General features: G+C 47.3%; 19 protein-coding genes and 4 pseudogenes. 18 read left to right on the top strand and 5 right to left on the bottom strand.

Going from position 1 to position 21612, the window contains the following annotated elements:
* From Q0110_RS01640 to Q0110_RS01655, 4 genes and pseudogenes are all read right to left on the bottom strand, one after another.
* A partial coding sequence (locus Q0110_RS01640; protein WP_297901381.1) for a phage integrase SAM-like domain-containing protein occupies positions 1-388 on the bottom strand: 388 nt, incomplete at its 3' end.
* Positions 389-400: 12 nt separating this feature from the next.
* Positions 401-550 (bottom strand): hypothetical protein, encoded by a 150-nt coding sequence (locus Q0110_RS01645; RefSeq protein ID WP_297901384.1) that lies wholly within the window; start codon positions 548-550, stop codon positions 401-403.
* Positions 551-948: 398 nt separating this feature from the next.
* Positions 949-2014: pseudogene (locus tag Q0110_RS01650) on the bottom strand (hypothetical protein); the annotation flags it as partial.
* Between the two features lie 20 nt (positions 2015-2034).
* Positions 2035-3246 (bottom strand): annotated as a pseudogene (locus Q0110_RS01655) (site-specific integrase).
* Positions 3247-3369: 123 nt separating this feature from the next.
* Here Q0110_RS01655 and Q0110_RS01660 point away from each other — a divergent pair.
* The 11 genes from Q0110_RS01660 to Q0110_RS01710 all read left to right on the top strand — a co-directional run bounded on the left by Q0110_RS01660 (position 3370) and on the right by Q0110_RS01710 (position 14152).
* Positions 3370-3711: a tyrosine-type recombinase/integrase gene (locus tag Q0110_RS01660; protein WP_366139629.1), complete on the top strand. Its 342-nt coding sequence runs from the start codon at positions 3370-3372 to the stop codon at positions 3709-3711.
* A 27-nt stretch (positions 3712-3738) separates the two neighbouring features.
* Positions 3739-4008: a hypothetical protein gene (locus Q0110_RS01665; protein ID WP_297901386.1), complete on the top strand. Its 270-nt coding sequence runs from the start codon at positions 3739-3741 to the stop codon at positions 4006-4008.
* 4 nt (positions 4009-4012) lie between these two features.
* Positions 4013-5188 (top strand): hypothetical protein, encoded by a 1176-nt coding sequence (locus Q0110_RS01670; RefSeq protein WP_297901389.1) that lies wholly within the window; start codon positions 4013-4015, stop codon positions 5186-5188.
* Between the two features lies 1 nt (position 5189).
* Positions 5190-5519, top strand: a complete 330-nt coding sequence (locus Q0110_RS01675) for a hypothetical protein (protein WP_297901393.1) — start codon at positions 5190-5192, stop codon at positions 5517-5519.
* Positions 5520-5628: 109 nt separating this feature from the next.
* Entirely contained in the window at positions 5629-6057 is a 429-nt protein-coding gene (locus Q0110_RS01680; RefSeq protein WP_297901396.1) for a hypothetical protein, read from the top strand.
* 78 nt (positions 6058-6135) lie between these two features.
* Entirely contained in the window at positions 6136-6579 is a 444-nt protein-coding gene (locus tag Q0110_RS01685) for a DUF4313 domain-containing protein (RefSeq protein ID WP_297901398.1), read from the top strand.
* A gap of 192 nt (positions 6580-6771) precedes the next feature.
* On the top strand, positions 6772-6927 hold the full coding sequence (locus Q0110_RS01690) for a hypothetical protein (RefSeq protein WP_297901401.1): 156 nt from the start codon (positions 6772-6774) through the stop codon (positions 6925-6927).
* A 12-nt stretch (positions 6928-6939) separates the two neighbouring features.
* Complete coding sequence (locus tag Q0110_RS01695; protein ID WP_297901404.1) at positions 6940-7311, top strand: hypothetical protein; 372 nt, start codon at positions 6940-6942, stop codon at positions 7309-7311.
* A 283-nt stretch (positions 7312-7594) separates the two neighbouring features.
* Positions 7595-8782 (top strand): aminotransferase class I/II-fold pyridoxal phosphate-dependent enzyme, encoded by a 1188-nt coding sequence (locus Q0110_RS01700; RefSeq protein ID WP_297901407.1) that lies wholly within the window; start codon positions 7595-7597, stop codon positions 8780-8782.
* 335 nt (positions 8783-9117) lie between these two features.
* Positions 9118-12369 carry a TonB-dependent receptor gene (locus Q0110_RS01705; protein ID WP_297901409.1) on the top strand — a complete coding sequence of 1084 codons (3252 nt, stop codon included), beginning with the start codon at positions 9118-9120 and terminating at the stop codon, positions 12367-12369.
* 19 nt (positions 12370-12388) lie between these two features.
* A complete protein-coding gene (locus Q0110_RS01710; RefSeq protein WP_297901412.1) occupies positions 12389-14152 on the top strand; it encodes a RagB/SusD family nutrient uptake outer membrane protein in 1764 nt (587 codons plus the stop codon).
* Between the two features lie 93 nt (positions 14153-14245).
* On the opposite strand, the gene Q0110_RS01715 is transcribed toward Q0110_RS01710, so the two are convergent.
* Positions 14246-14392: a hypothetical protein gene (locus Q0110_RS01715; RefSeq protein ID WP_297901416.1), complete on the bottom strand. Its 147-nt coding sequence runs from the start codon at positions 14390-14392 to the stop codon at positions 14246-14248.
* A gap of 271 nt (positions 14393-14663) precedes the next feature.
* Here Q0110_RS01715 and Q0110_RS01720 point away from each other — a divergent pair.
* The 7 genes and pseudogenes from Q0110_RS01720 to Q0110_RS01745 all read left to right on the top strand — a co-directional run.
* Positions 14664-15098, top strand: a pseudogene (locus tag Q0110_RS01720) (recombinase family protein); the annotation flags it as partial.
* Positions 15099-15279: 181 nt separating this feature from the next.
* Positions 15280-15462 (top strand): annotated as a pseudogene (locus Q0110_RS18250) (transposase); the annotation flags it as partial.
* Between the two features lie 397 nt (positions 15463-15859).
* Positions 15860-16912, top strand: coding sequence for an ADP-ribosylglycohydrolase family protein (locus Q0110_RS01725; RefSeq protein ID WP_297901418.1), 1053 nt, complete (start codon positions 15860-15862; stop codon positions 16910-16912).
* 13 nt (positions 16913-16925) lie between these two features.
* A complete protein-coding gene (locus tag Q0110_RS01730; protein ID WP_297901419.1) occupies positions 16926-17909 on the top strand; it encodes a DUF445 family protein in 984 nt (327 codons plus the stop codon).
* A 41-nt stretch (positions 17910-17950) separates the two neighbouring features.
* Entirely contained in the window at positions 17951-18526 is a 576-nt protein-coding gene (locus Q0110_RS01735; protein ID WP_297901421.1) for a hypothetical protein, read from the top strand.
* Between the two features lie 5 nt (positions 18527-18531).
* Positions 18532-19119 carry a hypothetical protein gene (locus Q0110_RS01740; RefSeq protein WP_297901424.1) on the top strand — a complete coding sequence of 196 codons (588 nt, stop codon included), beginning with the start codon at positions 18532-18534 and terminating at the stop codon, positions 19117-19119.
* 47 nt (positions 19120-19166) lie between these two features.
* On the top strand, positions 19167-21554 hold the full coding sequence (locus Q0110_RS01745) for a hypothetical protein (RefSeq protein WP_297901427.1): 2388 nt from the start codon (positions 19167-19169) through the stop codon (positions 21552-21554).
* Positions 21555-21612 lie beyond the last annotated feature (58 nt).

Here is a 21612-nt window from a genome sequence, read left to right on the forward strand (position 1 = left end):
CGAGTCCCTTCTCCACGGCACGGTTGTAGGTGGCACGCAAAATACGCATGTAAAAGGATATCGTGTTCATGGAGATTTTTTTAGACCTCAGCCATGCCTCGTATGCGGTCATCAGGTCGGAATCCATATCTCCTAATGGTATATCCTTTCCATCCATGAACCGTATGAAACTGTTGAGCGTGGACGTATAGGTCTCAGCGGTACGTACCTTTCCCATACGTCTCAGGCCGTTTATGACCTCCCGCATAAAAACGAGAAAGAAAAGCCCGCGATGCTCGCCGTGAAAGGCGGAGGTTACGTCATTGGCGGTGAAAGTACCTCCCTTCCATCCCAGGGCCGTGATGACATTCTCCAGCCGGTCGGTATCCTCCGCTATTCTTTTATCCAATAGCAATAGATATTATCGCCTGTCCTCATCGGATGGCGTGATGACAATCCGGGAATGCCGCTTGCTCCACTCGGCTGGAAACAGCTTGTAGGAAGTGTTGATCTGCCTTGCCACACGTCCGTGAATCACTTGATAATAAACCGTGCCCTCTCTGCCGTCCACGGAGGAGGGTCTGAACTTGACTTTTACTGTAGCCATAAACTCTCTGATTTTAAATTTTTACAGGATGCAAAATTATCAGATACAATCACTTGCCTGTTTACGCAAAATATTGTATTTCAGAGAATAAGAATCTTGTAATGACTAAATATAAAAAGGAGAATGTAATGTCGCTTTTTGCCGGGAGGAAAATGCTTTACTCATTGGATAGGGAGGCGTGGAATCAGCCCTCCTTCGTCCATAACTGGTTTTGAGATATTTATGCGGCAGGAAACACTTGCTTTTATCGCTGGCTAAATGTATATTTGCAGCGTTGAAATCGTTCTTTGATTAATGCAAAAGAAAACTGAATATAGTAATTCGCTCGTTTCTAAATCGTTACCTATAAATAGAATAATATGCTATAAACAACTGTTTATCAGTTAGATATAAAATTTACTATGTTTCGCAAGATGAAATGTCACGTTTTTGTCAATTCCGCATACGATGGCAATTTCTTTCAAATAATCATTCATCTTTTGATTACTGATAACAGGTAATAGCTGACCGTTTTTAAGTTTCCCCTCGTATTTATTCAGGATGGCTTTCGGAATATCCAGTAAGCGGATATTTGATGTAACCTTTGTTTTGTGCCGTTTCTTTATAATCCACAAATTATCATCGAACGCCAAACGTATTTCATTGCTTGTTAATTCGCATATATCCACGTATGAAAGTCCGGTCATACAGGAGAAGATGAACGTCCTGTGCGCCAGCTCCATCATCGGGTCGGGATCGGGGTCTCCATCAGCCGCTTCAGTTCATTGCGGCTGATATGCCTTAGTTTAGGTGCATCTTTCTTCTCGTATGTCACATCTTCTATCGGGTTGGCCCGCAATACTCCCGGTCCACGGCGATGTAGATGAGCCGGTTGAGCCAGCACAGACAGTGGTTCACATGCCCGTTCCTGTATCCCAGCTCCTTCTTGAGGAAGACCTTGAACGATTCGGCGAACTCCCCGGTGATGTCCGAAAAGGCGATGTCCTTCATCCCGCGGGATTCGATGAACTGCCTGAGATTGAGCTGTGTGATCTTCGACTGGCGGTAGGTCGAGGTGGAGTTGATCTCCTTGGAGTGGACCCTGAGCCGTTCGCATTCCACCTCTCCGGCCTGCAGGAGGTATTCCGGCACGGAATTGGCACCTGACACGGTGGTCTTGAGCAGTTCGGCCGTGACCACTCCCTGGTTCCTCAATAGGTTCCCGTACGCCTCTTCCAGCCGGCTGCGGAAGGCGGCAAGGCAGTTGTTCTCCCTGACTGTTTTGATTTCTCCCTTCGTACTGTCCCAGTCACCGGGTTTGCAATAGATACCGGTGGTAACGGCCGACTTCTTCCCGTCGACGCTGATCCGGCAGAGGACGGCGGTCGTGCCGTCCGATCTGACCTTGTTGCGGTTGATGTAGAATAAGAGTTTGAATGTACTGCACATGATAATGATATTTTTTAGGATTAAAGAATAAGTTTCAAATCGCGGGTTGCCTCGACGAACCTGTCCATGTCCTCGAACAGTCGCTTCGGGGTCACACGGGCGTATATCTGAGTGGTCTTTATGTTGGAGTGTCCCAGCATTTTGCTGATGGTCTCGATCGGCACCCCTTCCTCGAGCGTGACCAGGGAGGCGAAAGAATGCCGTCCCATGTGGTAGACAAGGTCCTGGCTGAGCCCCGCCATCAGGCGCAGGGATTTCATGTTGGCCCTGAGCGTGTGGTAGTCCTGCGGCGGGAAGAGCGTGACGCGGGTATCGTCACGGTACTTCTCGATCAGCGCAACGGCTTCCGGCAGCAGCTTGACACGTCCGAGGTAGTCGGTCTTCTTTCGCCGGTATTTCAGCCAGAGGCTGCCCCCGTCGTCCGTGAAAAGGTTCTCCCGGGTGATGCTTACCACATCGGCATAGGCGGTACCGGTGTAACAGGCGAAGAGGAAGAGGTCCCGGGTGATGACATGTGATCTGCGTTTTTCCGGTATCTCCAGATCACGCAGTTTCTCGAAATTCTCCCGGCTGAGTGCTTTCGGCGTACTTTCCTTCTGCTTGGGCAGCTTGAAGTGGCAGAAATGGTATTTCTCCGAATGCCCCTCTTTATAGGCGATGCGGCAGATCTTCTTTAGGATGGACAGGTAATGGCGCATCGTCTCCATCGCTAGTCCCTTCTTTTCCAGGCAGAAGTCCTGGTAGTCACGGATGAACTGCTCGTTGAGCTGTCCGAAGGCAAGGTCCGAGACCTTGAATTCCGTTTTGATGAATTCGGCAAGGGTGCGCCGGGTGTAGACGTAGGTCGACATTGTTGTCGGCGCACGGTCCACACCCACACGGGCTTTCATCCCTTCATTGTGCCGGTCGAGAAGTTTGAGCAGGGTCATCTGCATGCCCGCGTTACCCTGGAACATGTTCCTGACCGCGGCGGCATCGAAATCCTTTTTTCTTTCCATGAGGGAATTGAAGGCCGAGTGTACGGCAAGCAGCAGTCTCTCTATTTTTTCATTGGTCTTCACCGCTTCACGGCTCTCACGCGCGTTCCATAGTCCGGGGGTACAGGAGAGCTTGCAGCTGAACTACGCCATCGTACGGTTCAGGGTGATCCGTCCCATGATCGGGGCCTTGCCGGTCTTGTCCGGCTCGCTCTTTTTCAGGTAGAGCAGTACCTTGAATTTTTCCACTTTCATAAACGCTCTTTTTTAGGTTGTAAAAATACTCCTTTGAAAAGCGTTCTTTGGCATGCAAAACATTGATAAACAGTGAATACAAATCCGCTTTGTTCCTATCGGTAAAAATTCGGTTACCTGTCGTTGTTCCCGAAACAGACGGCTAACAGTCTGGTAACTGAAACGCTGCAATATTTTGTTTTCTTTTGCAGGTCTGTCTATTATGCAAATCTTGTAAAATACTTAATTATAAACGATTTACGTTTAATTATCGCCATTCTGTTTTTTATTGCATTTCTAAATATTACTTACCTCGCCAGGCATACTTTTGCAACTGTTGCTCTTGCCAATAAGGTATCCATAGAATCCATCGCTAAAATGCTTGGCCATACAGATATTAGAACGACCAAAATTTATGTACGGATTTTAGATAAGACCATATCCAATGAAATGAAAGAAATGAGAAACAAATTTGCTGTTCGATAGAGCCAAACACAACGATTTGATATTTACATGCAAGAAGCTATCCTGTTCAAAAATAGGGTAGCTTTTCTTTTTCCCAAACAGTCAGTATTTCCATTTCTTACCTGCAAAGGTAGCCTTTTGCCTTCGATTGCGCAAGGCGGCCCTTCGGGCCGGTTGGCTGAAAAAAAATCATCTTCGCTGCGCTCCGGTATTTTTTTCCGCCAAGCCTTGCCGCAATCAAGGCAAAAGACAGACAGGAAGCATGTAAGAAATAAAAATACCGGCTGTAGAGCCGGTCATGTATCAATTAAAAAATAAGTATATGACTGAAATTAAAGCGAACAAAGTCGGCGAAGGACAAGTAACCGACCGGACAGGGAGAGACGGGATGCCGGTGGATATCCAACCGCTGAGTGTGAGAAATGCGCATCGGGCTGCCATGATACGCAAAAGAGGAAGCGAAGAGCCGCCCGTCCCTTTCCTCTTCAGGAAAAAGCATCTCGGCATGGCAAGTTTCGTACATCTTTTCGGATATCCGAGAAAAGAGAGCGAACTGTATCCGGCAGAATTCAAAGACTGGGAAGTGACAGAATTCAAATACCCCGGTTATCTGGAATCCTTGTGGGAACAGGCTTGCGATGCCTACAGGTGGAGTTCCTTCGACCCGGACATCCGGGGAGAATCGGACATCATGATTTACGAGGAGGAAATTCACGGTGACCTGAAGAAAATACCGGAGAAAAAGCACGAGGACTACATCGCCGCTTATAAACAGAAGTTCGCCGCGCAGCTTGCCGCCCTTTCCCGATGTGCCAACCCGATGGTCACAGGACGAAGCGGATTCGATATATACAAACAGGAAAAAGCCAATCGGGCTTACCAGAACAGGTATGAGGAATTACGGAACTGGCGGGATAAGGTCTTAAAAGCGGCAGAGCGCATGGAAGAAAAAAACCGGCCGGAAGAGGAGAAACAGGAGAAAGCCTGGCTTTCCCTGAAACAGGATATCGAGAGCAGCGCAAATACCATTCATGAACTCGACACGGGCAAATGCAAGGGGTACAGACGTGCCTTGTTCGTCAGCAGCATCCTCAACAAGGTCAGCACTTATGCCGGTAAAGGTGAGGTGGAAATTGTCCAGAAAGCCGTGAATTTCATTTCCGAATACAACGCCAGGGTAAAGAAGCCCATCATCACCGCCCGCAATAAGTTTTTCAGCCTGCCGGAAACGGCACGGGAAATAAGGGAAAAGCTGGAAATTGCCAAAGGACAGGAAAATAAGGTATTTTCTTTCGGAGAAGGAACGCTGGTCTGGAACTACGGAGAGGACCGTCTGCAAATCCTGTTTGACAAAATTCCGGAAGACGACAAGCGGAAAGAGTTGAAATCCTCCGGTTTCCGATGGTCTCCCAAAAACAAGGCATGGCAACGCCAACTCACACGGAATGCCGTATGCGCCGCCAAAAGAGTATTGAACCTTCAAACCAAACAATTCTGATATGGACCGACAGACAAAATACATTATAGACTCACGTTACTTCGATGGAACTTGCCTGACCTGCATGACCGACGGAAACCATAGCGATTTCGGAGGAGAGACGATTGAGGAATTACGCGTACGGGAAAACAATCCGTTTCTGATTGCCGTTACCCTGGCTAAAGTCAGCAAGATGTTATGTGTTTATTATCAAAGCCAGGCCGGACCGTTCAAGGAAATCACAGAAGAAGACTACTTCTGTATGATGGATATTCTGCCACCTTTACGCTTAAAAGAAAACTCATTTTTTGTCGGCGACATACCATGCGAATATATATCCCTTCTGTTTTGAACGAGATAACCGCTATTTTCAAGGACTGCGTTCAATAAGGACTACACAAAATGAACTGGACAGACAGATTGACCGACATATGGAAATAATAAACAGAAAGGCAACTATCATGAAGAAGTGTCCCGTACATCCTATTGGAAATAATCAGGACGAGAGCAAACTTATATCCTATTACTTTTCATTGGATGAAAAACACAGCCTGTTTATCGGCAACCTTGTTATAGGAGCGGGCCGCAAGCAAGCGAGGGCAGATATGGCAGAAACGCAGAAGAGTCTCCGTAACAACCATTATTTGTTTTACAGAGGAAAAGGTAGCCATGATACCCCGGATAAACTTATAGATTATGTATCCCGTAAAAGACTTACCCTGGCGTCAAGCGGTAACTTTTTCCAATATCCTCCAAACAGAGAGTCGGTAACATTTATCGGACAAGTCAAGGAAACAGGCGAGGAATTCCTTTTTCGTATATACGACCGCAAATATTTCCTGTATCTCCTTAAAAGACTGAGAACTGTGAAAAAAGAATCCGCACAGTGAGCGACAATCATTAAATCATAATTCAAAAGGGAATACGGTGGAATGACCGCCGTGTTCCCGTCTAAAAACAAGACAAGTATGAACAAATCCAACAAACTATACTGGAAAACCGCCGCATATCCGGTTGAACACATTGAAGTCAGACTCGTTCTGAACAGTTATACCGACAATGACAACCTGTACGTAGGACTTGAGTCCCGGTCTGAAAATAATCCGGAACGCTGGGAAGCCTACACGGACATCACCATAAACTGCCATTCACTTCCACCGTTTCATGCCTATGTGGACAGCCGAGACTGCAACAGGCATGTACATGATTTCCTTATCCATAACAGGATAGCGGAATCTGCCGGACTCGAATGTCAGGGCTTCAAGATGTTCCGGTTCAATCCTGATCGGCTGAAAGACCTTGCACCCGAACAGTTCAAGACAATCAGTACCAGACTGCCGCCACAGAGTGACATGATAAAGGACATTGTCTATCGGGAAGAACGTTTCCCCCATACGCACGGTCTGCGATGACTACGATACATATATTGTTTCGACCAAGGAACTGGAGGAAGCCTTAATCGAAGGAGTCCGAAATCTGGATGCCACGGCAAATGAACTGCAGGAAGACATCTGCCTGTTCTGCTCCACACAGGAACTACGTTACCTTACGGATGAAGAACTGATAGAAATAATACACGCACAATAAAAAATGAGGAACAAGCAATGAAAACCGGAGACATTGTATTTCTGAGAATACCCTACAAAGGTTACAGGGTTGTGGAATTGATTGAAAAGCTACAATACCGCTGGCTGGTACGGATTGTTGACAGTGGGCTTGAGTTTGAAGTATACGAGGACGAACTGGTAACGGAAGATTAAACGAGAGGGGTTATGAAACAGTATCAGTTTACATTCCATTCCGAAATCATCGGATTCACATCCCCTGATATAAACAAGATACGCAGGGAAATAGATAAAAAAGTGGAAAAGGGAAAGACAAATGCCATAAAAAATGATATTGAGCTGTACATGTACGGAATGCATGACGGCATACCGCTCCTTCTCAACACCTGCTATCTGTATGACGAGAAAGGCTGTATGGTACACGGGAATATCAAGGAAACCAAGGAATATCTGATTGAGACATGGAGATACCATACAAACAGGAGTTCCAAAGGCATCAGTTCCACAAGAATCAGGCCCTGCACGACAAAAGCAGGGCTTTTTCGTTTGTATAACGACTTTAAAAAACAAAAATCATGAACAGGACATCATTACAACTTACCGACTATATCCCACGGTATGTAAGTCTTTACTATGATACAAGCCGGGAAAGACCGACTTTCCGGCCATGATTCCGCAGAACGGAGCAATGGCAGAACTGTTGCTTTCCTATAATAACTGAAAAATCTTTCCATGATACAGGCCCGGTTTCGCCATATGCGGAATCGGGCTGTCATTTTTTATAATGAAGCTGACTAAACTCAAGTTTCGCAAGCTGAAACAATATGTGGAAAGAAGATAAATCATTCTCTTTATAAATAATATGAAACTTCTACAAAAGAAATTAGCAAAGTATGATGCCCCGCAACGTGCCATGGCCGCGGGGATTTACCCCTACTTCCTTGAAATCCAGAGCGATCAGGACACAGAAGTAGTAATCAACGGAAAGAAAGTCTTGATGTTCGGCTCGAATGCCTATTTGGGCTTGACCAACCATCCGAAAGTAAAAGAAGCAGCCATCGAAGCCATCAAGAAATATGGTACGGGCTGTGCGGGTTCACGTTTCCTGAATGGAACTTTAGATTTACATATCCAACTGGAAAAATGGCTGGCTGAATTTGTTGGCAAAGAAGAAGCCATCGTTTATTCGACCGGCTTTCAAGTGAATTTGGGTGTTGTTTCTTGTCTGACAGGCTGGGAAGACTACATCATCTGGGACGAATTGGATCACGCCTCCATCATCGAAGGCCATCGCTTGTCGTTCTTTACCAAACTGAAATACAAACACAACGACATGGAATCGCAGGAAAAGCAACTCCAGAAATGTACCCCCGACAAAGTGAAGCTGATTGTTATCGACAGTGTATTCAGCATGGAAGGCGATGCGGCCAACCTACCTGAAATCGTAAAACTGACCAAGAAATACAATGCCAGTATCATGGTCGACGAGGCCCACGGTATCGGTGTATTGGGCGACTATGGACGCAGTACTTGCAACCACTTTGGCCTGACTGACGATGTAGACCTCATCATGGGTACATTCAGCAAGCCGTTCGCCTCGATCGGCGGTTTCATCGCTTCCGACAAAGATACGATCAACTATTTGCGCCACAACTCACGCTCTTATATTTTTAGTGCCAGCAACACGCCGGCTGCAACAGCTGCCGCAGGCGCAGCTCTTGACATCATGCTCAACGGGCCTGAACGTATCGAGCACTTGTGGAAACTGACACACTATGCACTCGATGGTTTCCGCAACATGGGTTGTGAAATCGGACATACGTCGACCCCGATCATTCCGTTTTTCATCCGCAACAACGACCTGACATTCCTGGTTGTAAAAGAATTGTTCGATGCCGGCATCTTCGTCAACCCGGTTGTATCGCCGGCCGTTGCTCCCGAAGATACGCTGATCCGCTTCTCGCTGATGGCGACTCATACACAGTCGCAGCTCGACTATGCACTGGAAGCTATCCAGAAGGTATTCAAGAAACACCATATCATCGGATAATCTTATCCATTTCCGGATATAGCAAAAGGGCATATCAAAACTAGGCAGATATTGGATTTAGACAGAAGAACAAAAGAACATATTTTAAATTGACAAAAAATTTGTTCTTTTGTTCTTCTGTCTGAATGTAGAATTAAACACAGAGACACGGAGATACAGAGGATATATATTGAACTCTGAATCTTCGTGTCTCTGTGTTCAATATACCTGCCGAAACCTTTTTGTGAACAAATTGTAGCAACATTGTAACCGTTTATAAACGCTATTATAATCTGAGACCCGTTCCTTTGCACCCGAAAAGAAAAAAATATTAGCTTAAACAAAATTTCTAAAACATGGAATTTTCAAGTAAGATTCTCCGGTTTACCGGAGTTTTGTGTGTAGCAGGAACATTACAGGGAATACCTTCCACATTCGCAGCTGTCCCAGATATGATTCCGGCAACAACCCAGCAGGATGACGTCTACACACTGACAGGTACAGTGATTGATCAGGCGGGAATACCTGTCATCGGCGCCAATATCATTGAAAAAGGAACAACCAACGGAACCGTGACCGATTTCGACGGCAATTTCTCCATACAGGTAAAGAAAAACGCCATCCTGTCGGTTTCCTTTATCGGATATGTATCACAAGACATCGCAGTAAAGGGTAACAACCAACTGAACATTATCCTGAAAGAAGATTCCCAGGCTTTGGATGAAGTGGTGGTAGTAGGTTACGGTACACAGAAGAAAGTAAACCTGACCGGCGCTGTGGAGCAAGTAACCAGCGAAGTATTCGACAATCGCTCCGTACCCAACGTGACCCAAGCCCTGCAAGGTTCCATCCCGAACTTGAACATCAGCATCACCGACGGTAAACCAAACCGCACGGCAAGCTTCAACGTGCGCGGTACAACATCGATCGGTCAAGGTGGAGACGCTCTGGTACTGATCGACGGTGTGGAAGGTGACCCATCGACCCTGAACCCGAACGATATCGCCAGCGTTTCCGTACTGAAAGATGCCGCTTCGGCTGCCATCTACGGAGCACGTGGTACATTCGGTGTGGTATTGATTACTACCAAAGAACCGAACAAAGACAAGACTTCGGTGACTTATTCCGGCAATTTCTCTCTGCAACGTCCGGCCACTACGCCAGACTTCGTAACCGACGGCTACGAATACGCCATCCATTTCTACGAGGCCTACCACGCCTATTACGATTACTCGTCGGATCCGAAAAACATCAACAAATCCCAGGAATTTTCCTTGGGATGGCTGGATAATTTCCGCCAGCGCAAAGAACAAGGTATTACCCAGGAATGGGACATCGACGAAAACGGGAAATATACTTATTACGGCAATACCGACTGGTACGGGGAATTATACAAGAAAAATACGTTCGCCCAAGACCACAACCTTTCGGTAAGCGGTAACAACGGGAAACTGAACTACTACGTTTCCGGACGTTTCTACGGCTACGACGGTCTGTTCAAGTACAATACCGACGACTACAAGACAATGAACCTGCGAGCCAAAGGTTCGGTCCAGGTATTCGACTGGCTGAAGGTGGAAAACAACATGGAGTTCTCGAACATGGACTACCACAACCCGATCAACGTAGGTGAAGGTGGAGGTATTTGGCGAAACCTCTCCGATGAAGGACACCCGAGCTCGCCGATCTACAACCCGGATGGAACTTTCACGCATTCTGCCGCCTATACCTTGGGCGACTTTATCTACGGCAAGAACGGCATCGACACCAACAACCGGATGCTGAGAAATACGACCAGCTTTACGGCGTCTTTTCTGGATAACAAACTGCATGTCCGGGGCGACTTTACGTTTCGTAATACCGACGAAGGCCAGACCCAGCGCCGTGTCCCGGTTCCTTATAGCAAAGTGGAAGGCGAAACCATTCTGCTGAGCACCGAATACAACGACTTGCAGGAATACAAGAAAGAGACCAATTATCTTGCCACCAACATCTATGCCGATTACGAAAATACCTTCAACGACGCACACTATTTCAAGGGAATGGTAGGTTACAACTACGAACAATCCACGTACGATGCCCTGAAGGTACAGCGCAACGGCTTGCTACTCGAAGATTCCGAGAACATCAATATGGCGTTGGGCGATGCCATCACCACGTCGGGTGAATACAACAAATGGCGGGTAGCCGGCGGATTCTTCCGCTTGAACTATGCCTTCAAAGACCGTTATCTGGTGGAAGTAAACGGCCGTTACGACGGTTCTTCCAAATTCCCGATGGATCAGCAATGGGCATTCTTCCCGTCTATCTCCGGCGGTTGGCGTCTGTCGGAAGAAAGTTTCTGGCATGTGAAACCTGAAATCCTGTCGGATATCAAAGTCCGCGCTTCTTACGGTTCGTTAGGAAATGGTAACGTAGATCCATACAGTTTTATGGAACTGTTGAGCATCAGCACCTCTGACCGTGTACTGAACGGATTGAAAAACAAATACACACAAGCTCCCGGCGTAATGCCCGATGGTTTGACCTGGGAAACGGCCACCACGACTGATGTAGGCGCCGACTTCGGGACACTGAACGGACGCCTGCGCTTCTCGGGCGACTATTACATCCGTAAGACAACCGACATGTACACGGTAGGAAAAACTCTGCCGGATATCTTCGGTGCCGATTCACCCAAAGGCAACTATGCCGATATGACCACCCGCGGATGGGAAATCACCCTGACCTGGCGAGACCAGTTCCAACTGGCCAGCAAACCGTTCAATTATGAAATTCGAGGAACCTTGTCGGATTACAAATCAACCATCGACCGTTACAATAATCAGGCTGGTAATCTGAATGACTATTACGAAGGACAATGCGTAGGTGAAATCTGGGGTTACGTAACCGAAGGTCTTTTCCAAAGCCAGGAAGAAATCGACAACCATGCCGACCAGACATTGATCCAGTCTTCGGCCCAGAGAATAACATATCCGGGAGATGTCAAGATTAAGGATTTGAATAATGACGGAGTCATCGACTACGGAAAAAATACCGTAAGTGATCACGGCGACAAAACCGTTATCGGTAACAGCCTGCCCCGTTTCACTTACAGCCTGAACCTGAGTGCCGACTGGAACAATTTCTTCGTATCGGCCTTCTTCCAGGGAGTAGGTAAACAAGACTGGTATCCGAGCAGCGAATGTATCTTCTGGGGGCAGTACAACCGCCCATACAACAATTTGCCTACCTGGCATTTGGGTAATTATTGGACCGAGGATAACCGCGATGCCTACCTGCCCCGCTATGCCGGTTACAATTCGTCATTGAAAGATACACCGCAATCTGGCTACTTACAGAATGTAGCTTACATCCGCCTGAAGAATCTCCAGTTCGGTTATACCCTGCCGAAAAACATCATCGAAAAGATGTATATGCAAAACGCCCGCATCTATATCTCGGCCGAGAATCTCTGGTGCTGGTCTCCACTGTATAAACATACACACGATTTGGACGTGACGAATATCCAAGGTTCCGATCCAGACCTGACCGACGGAAACAGCGGCGACGGACAAAGTTATCCGCAAATGACAAGCATCAGTTTAGGCGTATCAGTAACATTCTAACAAACAAACAACAATGAACATGAAAAAAGCTATCATACCTTTTGTAACAGCCTGCCTGTTCCTGGCATCCTGCTCGATGGACGAAATACCGCAGGCCTCGGTCGACAAAGAAACCGTATTCAGCAACGAAAAAGGATTGGAGACCTACTCGTATTCATTCTACAATATGCTGCCTTCGGTCGATAACGGTTTCCGTCAGGATGCTATGTGCGACTATGGAGCCGTAAACAACTACGATGATTTCATCCGTAAAAATGCCTATTCATCAGAATTAAGCAGCGGTTGGGATTGGGAAGACTTGCGCAACATCAACTACTTCATTGAGAACTGTACTAGCGAAGCGGTCGATGAAACCGTACGCAACAATTATATCGGGCTTGCCCGCTTCTTCCGGGCATACTTCTACTACCAGAAAGTGGTACGCTTCGGCGATGTACCTTGGGTAGACCGCACGCTGAGTGTCGACGACGAATTGCTGTACGCTCCGCGCGACCCGCGTACCTTGGTCATGGATCATGTACTGGAAGACTTGAATTTCGCCTGCGAAAATATCACACGTACAAGCGACGAAACCGGATCGCTGGTTACCAAATGGGTGGCGTATGCCCTGAAATCACGCATCTGCCTGTTTGAAGGGACTTTCCGCAAATACCACACCGAATTGGGATTGACTGACACGGCCGACAAATGGTTACAGGAAGCAGCCTCGGCTGCCGAAATCGTCATGCGAGAAAGCGGACACAGTATCTATACCGGCGGCGGTACAGGATCTTCGATGAGAGACTTGTTCACCAGCAACACTCCGATTACTTCGGAAGTGATGCTTGCCAGCGTAGCCGACGAAGGCCTGGGCATCTTGGGCGAAGCCAACTGGTGGTGGACTTCGGGAACCTACGGACCCCGCTTCAGCATGATCCGCCAATTCATCAACCTGTTCCTGATGAAAGACGGAACGCCGTTTACCGACAAGCCCAACCACGAACAGATCGAGTTCTACGACGAATGTCAGAATCGTGATGCCCGCTTGGCACAGACTATCCGTACACCGGGATACCAGCGCGACGGCAAACCGGCGGCTCCGAATTTCAACGGATACTCTTATACCGGTTACCAGCCCATTAAATACACCTTGGATGATACTTACTACGATGCTGGCGGTTTCAACACCAACTCAATCCCCTTGTTCCGCTATGCCGAGGTATTGCTGAACTACGCCGAAGCAAAAGCCGAATTAGGAACCCTGACCGATGAGGATTGGGCAAATACGGTCGGCGTACTGCGTGCCCGTGCCGGCATCACCGGCGGACTGACAGTCAAGCCAACTAAAGTAGACAAATATATCCAAACAGCCTATTTCCCGGATATCAACGATGCGACCTTGTTGGAAGTCCGCCGCGAACGTTCGGTCGAACTGGCTCTCGAAGGTTTCCGTTTCACCGACCTGCTCCGCTGGAAACACGGCGAACTGATGGCCATGCGTTGGACAGGTATTTATGTTCCGGCCCTGAACCAGCAGCTCGACCTCGACCACGACGGTACAACCGATGTCATCTTCTATAAAGGAGAGACGCCTACCGGCTTGCCGGCAACCTGTACACCAATAGCCGTCGATGGGGGCGATGTTACCCAGCAGGGTATCACTGGTTCGAACTCCGGCAACTTGACCTGGTACGACAACGACCCGTCGCGTGTATGGTACGAAGACGGACGGCAATATTATTACCCAATCCCCGAATCAGCCATTACGCTGAATGAAAATCTGAAACAAAATCCGGGCTGGTAAGTATACCCGGAAATATATCCCTTATTTAATCAGAAATGTCGGGCTTCTCTGTGGAAAGGTCTGACATTTTTCTTGGTATAACCGAAGTAAGCGTCAATACCAATACAGAAACGCCCACAATAAAAGAAATACGACTACCAAGACCGTATTTCCCCAGCGGATCAGGAAAGGCGGCATCTCCCCGATAATATTCCGCACTTTCTCGCTACGCAATTCGATGCGATTTATCAATTTTATCAAAATCGTAACCAACAGGTTGCGATGAGACTGTTCGACATGAAATGGAGAACTGGCTCTTATTACCACAAAGGTAATAGCAAGTTGTGTTTTCGTTAAACGAAAACCGGACGGTTTAACGGCGTAAACGCCGACAAACCGTCCCTCCCCAATGCTCCGGAGATCGCATGCGCTTTTATACAAACCTTTGACATTCCATGCTGTATATCACTTTTAAAGGCTTACCTTTCCTTTGTTGAGAGCAATCTCGCTCTCATCTAACTTATCACCAATTATGATCATAGGATATTTACGGGTAAGCACGAGAAAACAAGTGCTTACCAACCAAGAAGACGAAATCCGTCGCTTTATCGAGAGCCGGAATCTCAAGGTAGACAGTTGGGTGACCGAAGTGGGCAGTGAAAATGGAAAGTGCGTGACCGTAAACTTGGTAGGCTGCGGAGGCTTATGAAGCGTGGAGACACTATCATCATCGCTAAAATCTCCCGGTTGAGCCGCACACCCTCCGACCTTATAGTCATCATAGGTAAATGCCAGAACAAAAGTATCAACTTTTACACCACTAAGGAGAATTATTGCTTTGACAATTCCATTGGTAGTAAAGTGCTATTGGTCTGGTTGCGGAACTAGAACGTAACCTAATCTTCATGTATGTCAAGGAAGCCTTGGCGCTCTGCGGACTGAAGGTTCGATTTTAGAACGGAAAAAGGTAACTGTACCAAGCTGAAAAATTCTTACCAACAATCGTAAAAAGGTTCTGAATAAAGAAGCGCTACTGGGATCTCATGGATGAAGATATCAGCCATCAGAAGTACAAGTTTCGAGAATTCTGCAATGGCCTTGCTTCCTATTCTGACTATCTCTTCTTCTTTTAGGAAAGACAAAACGTTCCCTTTGACAATAACGTCTCGGAGCAGGCCATCCGACCTCTGAAAATCAAACAGAAAGTGAGTAGACCGTTCAAATCGGATGAAAGTGCTGTGGTATTCTATGTAATCCGTTCGATCGTGAATACGGCCAGAAAAACAAACAAGATCCTTACTCTATCCTTGTTGAGGTTGCCAAGAACGTGATCGAGCAAAATGATGAAATATAAATTGCGCTATTCCATTTTTGTTTTTTACGACAGAATCGAGGCTTGTCGGAAGAATGAGATATACTGTTCTGAAGTGAGGCGGAGTAGTTATATAGAAGAGTATTTTTGGGTAAAGATGTACCTTTTTTCACTTATACTCATAAAAATATCTTATGATTTTTTTCTTTTCATCTATAAAATTTATATACTTGCACCTAACGAAAATAACTAATATAAATTGTATAATACGCTATGAATTAACTTACAACTTACATCATGACTCCGTTGATAGGAGGAGTTATTGGCTATATGACCAAATGATATAGCGATACGAACGTTGTTCTGCCCGCATGGGGCAAAGTATATTTTGGGTTGAATGATTAAATTGAGTAGGAATGGAAACAAATAAGCAAATAGATAAAATTCGAGGATCCTTGGTAGGTGGAGCGATAGGCGATGCATTAGGGTATCCGGTCGAGTTCCTTTCGTATGAAATGATTCTGTCCCGGTATGGTACAGAGGGAATTACCTGTTTCGCTACGGACATGGGAGGTGGAAAAGCCCTCGTCTCGGATGATACGCAAATGACGTTGTTTACGGCTTGTGGCATTCTGAATGCCAAACAAACCGGGGCGGCTCCCGTCCCGAGCGTGTGCGAAGCCTATATGGAATGGTATTATACCCAAATCGGCATGAAGAGCAGTCGGTTCGACAAATGCTGGATCTCTGCGATTCCAGAGCTGAATGAGCAACGTGCGCCAGGAAATACATGCTTGTGCGCCTTGCGTGAGATCATTTCGGGCCGTAAGCCGGAAAATAACAGCAAAGGTTGCGGAGGCGTAATGCGCATTGCCCCCATTCCTTTATATGCGGCGTCCCAATGCCGGATAAAGGATGCCAAGGCAATAGATTTGTTGGCGGCTGATGTTTCGAAACTGACCCTCCAGCATCCGTTGGGCTATATACCTTCTGCCCTGTTGTTCCATCTTATTTACCGTTTGGCGACGGACGAAACGCCCACTCGTGAAAATATGCTTCTATATATCCGGGAGGGGATAAGCCTGTTGCCTGAACTGTTTCCGGATAATGGCGGGGATGTGGACTACCTTGCCCGTTTGGTGGAGAAAACCGTATCCCTTGCCGGTAACGGTAAAAGCGATGTGGAGAATATTACAGGCGGGATCGGCGAAGGCTGGGTTTCCGAGGAGACCCTAGCTATAGCCATCTATTGCTCGTTGGCCCATTTCGGCGATTTCGGGGCGGCCCTGGTCGCGGCGGTAAACCACAATGGAGACAGTGATTCCACAGGGGCCGTGACGGGCAATATAATAGGTACGGTTGTGGGGTACGATGCTATCCCCCGGAAATTCAAGGCGGGGCTGGAACTCCGGGAGGTGATTTTGCAGGTGGCGGATGACCTTTATGAAGGAAGAGTTAGGAAATGTTAAAAAGGTTACGGATATGGCAGATGAATTGACTTATATCATGACTCCGTTGATAGGAGGAGTCATTGGCTATATAACTAATGATATAGCGATACGTATGCTGTTCCGCCCGCATCGGGCAAAGTATGTTTGGGGTATACATATTCCCTTTACGCCAGGTATTATCCCGAAAGAAAAAAGGCGGATCTCGGAGGCCATCGGAAATGTGGTGAGCGAGAATTTTATGAACAACGAGGTGCTGACGAAGTATCTGTTGGCGGATGAGATGGTAGGGAAAGTCCGGGCGGCGGTGTGCGGTTTCCTCGGCGAGCAACAGGAAAATCCCGAAACCGTATCTCAATTTCTGGGTCATTATTTTTCGGAAGAGGAGGTGGGTCGGATTGTGCGAAGCGTCAATGAAAACCTGACAGGGCAGATACAGGCGAAATTGCTTGACCCGTCGGTTGGGGAAACCATTGCCCGTCTGACGATGGACCGGGTGTCGGCAAAGCTGAATGGCGACGGCGCCTCGGAAATCCTGGTCGGATTAGGCGGAATGATGGGCGGTATTGGCGGGGCGACTACGGCTTTGTTGGGCCAGAACGTGGTAAGTAAGTTCCTGGAACTTCTCCGTAAACCTGCCGAGAAATTTTTGGGAAACCACATTAATAAGATGCTTCGTGAGGATGGCGGACGGATGGTCGGGAAATTGCTGGGGGATGAAGTGCAGACCTTTCTGAATACGTCGGTCAGGGATGTCTTGGCAGGGAAGGAGGAGCAGCTTCGGCAGTTGGCAGACGGGGTAGTGTCTGTATATTCTACGATAATCTGCGAACATCTTCCCCGTATCTTGGCATCGGTGGATATATCGAAAATCATCCGTGAACGGATACAGGAAATGGATGTCAACGAGACTGAAAAGCTGATTTTCCAAGTGATGGACAAGGAACTGAAGGCAATCGTCTGGCTGGGGGCCTTGCTGGGCTTGCTGATGGGCGGGGTGAATTGTTTTTTGATCTGAAGAGGGAGGTTTTACGTTAAATAATTAAGGAGGGAAAAATTATGCTATCATTGATAAGCGGTATTTTCGCTGCTAAGAATTTGGGTGTTTCTATTATGACGTATTTCAAACTGGTGGAGAGTGTGGATGCAAAAATAAACAAACTGCTGAGCAAAGAATACGAATCCGCTATGATGTTGTTAGGGCAGGCACAGTACGTATCTCATCCCGACACGTACAGGGAGATGCTGGTCGCGGCTGTCGGGTATTTCAACGCTGCTACGGCGATTGAAACGCGGGAACGGCTATTACTTTCATATTTAGGGCTGATGATGTGTTATTTTTATCTTGGCGAAGGACAGGCGGTGAAGGTGATACAGTCCGGAGTTGCCAAGTTGTCTTTCGAAGCTTCTTTTTGGGAAAAGAACGGTTCAGATGTAAGGACCGGGATAGCAGCTTTGGTTGCTTTGGCTGTTACGGTGGCTTCGGGGGGGCTGGCTACCCCGGTGGCTGCGACAGTTGCGTATGGAAGCCGTATGTTGCAGGAAGACAAGGCCAATTCGGAAAGAGAACTGAAAGCCCGGGAGATGAGTTTCAATGATCTTAAGGAAGCTATTATGGCTTTGAATTTTATCTGACAGTCATGGAAGTAGAAAATATTTTCGATACAGAAAACCGTGGGGGAGTCCTTTGGAATTTCCGGAGATTCGTGGATTTGGAAATACCCAAATTAGACTTTCCACAGGATTTTCATAAAGGGAAAGACCTCTTGCCGGGAGCTGTCCACGCTGCCGGGGTGAACCGGAAACGGCTGGAAGAGGCTTGCCGGTGTTTCCTTAGTGCGGCGGGTCAAAGTAAGGACTCCGACGTGAAGTTATTTGCATATCTGGGAGCGATAACCTGTTATTACGTGTTGGACGACCTGGATGCCATCGACCGCCTTGTAAAAGGGAAGGTAAAGGACTTGAAACCGAGGAGCAACTACCTTGCACGGCTCAATCCTACCGGCTTGGGGCAGAATATGTTGAAGGGTCTTGGTGTGGCGGCAGGTGGTGTGTTGTCTTTTGTACCGCAAACAAAAATGGCAGGCTATGCCCTGATGCAGTGGGCTTCGCGTATGCAGGCGGAAGATGTGTTGAATCCGGATTATGATAATTCATATTTTTATCGGATACGAGTAAAGATTACAGAGGTGGAATACGAGAAACTTTATCGGAAATTAAAAAGTTGATTTCCATGAAAGTATAAGAAACAGGAAAACTTAAAAACTTAAATCTTATGGCAGAAGAAATATCAAAACGCATAGATGCGATTATTAAAGAGCGCAAGGATACACGGTTACCGGAGATAGAACGGAAGCTGGAATTGGTGCGTAACGTATCTGTTTTGGCAGGCAGGCTTCGAGCCTTGCAGGAGAAGCTGAGTTACCAAAAGCAGGCAGGAACGGGGAATATGCTGGCTCTTTTGGATTATGCCCCGATGCTGGCCGATACCCTCGAGACCTTGAACCTGCAAACTTTGGAGAACAGGCTGGAAGCCTTGCGGAAAGAACTGGAACGGCTGCACAGGCGTTTTTCCCGCGAGAGCATCCAGATAGCTCTGATAGGCTATGCGAGGAAGGGGAAAAGCTGTTTCCTGCAATCCGTTTCAGGCTTGGGCGACGACGTAATCCCCACTTCCAGCCTGACCGACTGTACGGGGGCTGTTTCCATTATTGAAAACTCAAAGGAACCTTTTTCCCTGAATTTGGATTATTATACGATCCCTGAATTTCTGAACGCCGTAAATACGAAATTGAAAGAATATTTCGGAAACCGGTATCGGGTGGCTTCCCTTGACGATGTGGAGCGGCTCAGGGGAAATATCGTCGAGGTTGAAAATCTGTCGAAAGAAGACATAAAGAGGGTCTTTTACCGAGATTACATACAAGGGGTGGGTGTGTACCGTTCTTGCCTGGAAGGAAAAGAGCCTTCGCTTTTCAACGGGGAAGAGAATGTTGTAGAATATGTGGCGAAATATAAGGAATTTGTAACGGGCGACCCTATCCCTTCCCGTTACGACAAGTACGAACGGGAAGTCCACGGATCTGTGACGAAGGTGCTGTTCAATAAATTCGTGGCTGTAAAGGCAGCTTATGTCAAGAAAGAATATACGTTTAGTGAAGCCGGGAAAATTGTCATGGTGGATACGATCGGTTTGGGGAACGGGCATACTTCGGATAAAGATAAGGCGAAGATGTTCGACGTGCTTGCCAACGATACGGATGTAGCCATTTATACGTTGCTGGTACCAGAAACAGGGCTGAGTAGCTTGCCCGAGATAGAAGTGGATAAGCTTAATGAGATATTTGAAACTCTGGCCGATTACAGCCCGGAGCGGTGGATAGTGGGGAACGTAAATCATTTTGGGCCTGATTACCCGTTGTTTAAGAATAATAAAGTTAAATATGACGGTTACATCAGTACCTGTCAATACGTAAGGAACGGTCTTGCCCATACGGAATACGGTTCGAAAGACGGGGTGAAGAAACCGATGCCTTATTGGGGGCTGGTGGATAATACGGATAAAGAGGATGTGACGCGGAATATTCTGTTCCCTGTCCTAGATCTCATTCAGAATAATATCGACGACATAGACCGCTCGTTCATGGTATCGGCCGACAAGCGTGCGAAAGAGTTGTATTACGAGTACAATTCCGTATGCGAGACGCTGGGTAAGGCTATCGGCTCGCTGGAAAAAACGAATCCGAATTACCAGACGGAGTTTAACCGGAATTATGAGAACCTGAGATTGCGTTTTGCCCTGGAACAGTACGTGGAAAAGCTGGAAGGGGAAAAAGACAAGGTTTGCGGCACCATCGTCGAGGACTTGAGGCCGATGGTGGATTCAGTCCTGGAGTTCGTGCCTACCAAGCCTGAAATAGAAGAGGCCTTGTACCGGATGGGTGCCAAGCATACGCAGCTTGTTTTCAATAATTTTACAGACAATGCCCGGGCTAAAATCCTCTCGGCCTTGAAGGTTGTCAGTGCCGGTAGTATCCGGAAGGTGCAGGACGGGGTGAAGAATGAAATCGCCCGGATCCTGTTCGATGATGGCAAGTTGGGATGCCTGAATTTGTCGACCGCATCGAACGGGAAGCCCTCGGTGGAATGGATGGACGCCTTCTGCCGGGAAAAACTGGGCGCTTACAAGACATTACGATCGGCTTTCCGTTCGGTAGTGGCTTTCCGGATGAATATCGAAGGTTTCCTGTATGCGAAATGTGTTAAGGCTTGTGCTCCGATGAAGGCGGAAACTTTCATCTCGGATGGAGGAAGTGTCGGGGAACGGGTGGATCGTATCTGGCAAGCTGTATGTTCGGCTATCCTGAAAGTGCAGGAAAACCTGTCCCGTGAATTCGGACTGAGCTTTTCGATACTGGATGTGGAAGTACAGGAGATGTCGATGCCGAACCTGCTCGTCTGGTGCATGGTCGAAACGTTCATGCAGGAATTGGTCAATACCGGGAACGGCGAGGAGCTTTACGGTTTCTATGCCGAATACGCCACCCGCATTTGGCAAAAGGAAATCCGAATGCAGGAGAACATCCGGGAAGCAGTGGGCGATATCCTAACTCTTTCGCAGGAGATGAACGCCTGTTGCCAGTTCAGCCAATATGTGAATTGAAAATAATGGCTTCCGGACGATGCGTTTTTTCGAGGAATAATAATGGATAAAAATAAAA

The sequence above is a fragment of the uncultured Parabacteroides sp. genome (assembly GCF_947855115.1).
In the GTDB taxonomy this organism is placed as follows: domain Bacteria; phylum Bacteroidota; class Bacteroidia; order Bacteroidales; family Tannerellaceae; genus Parabacteroides.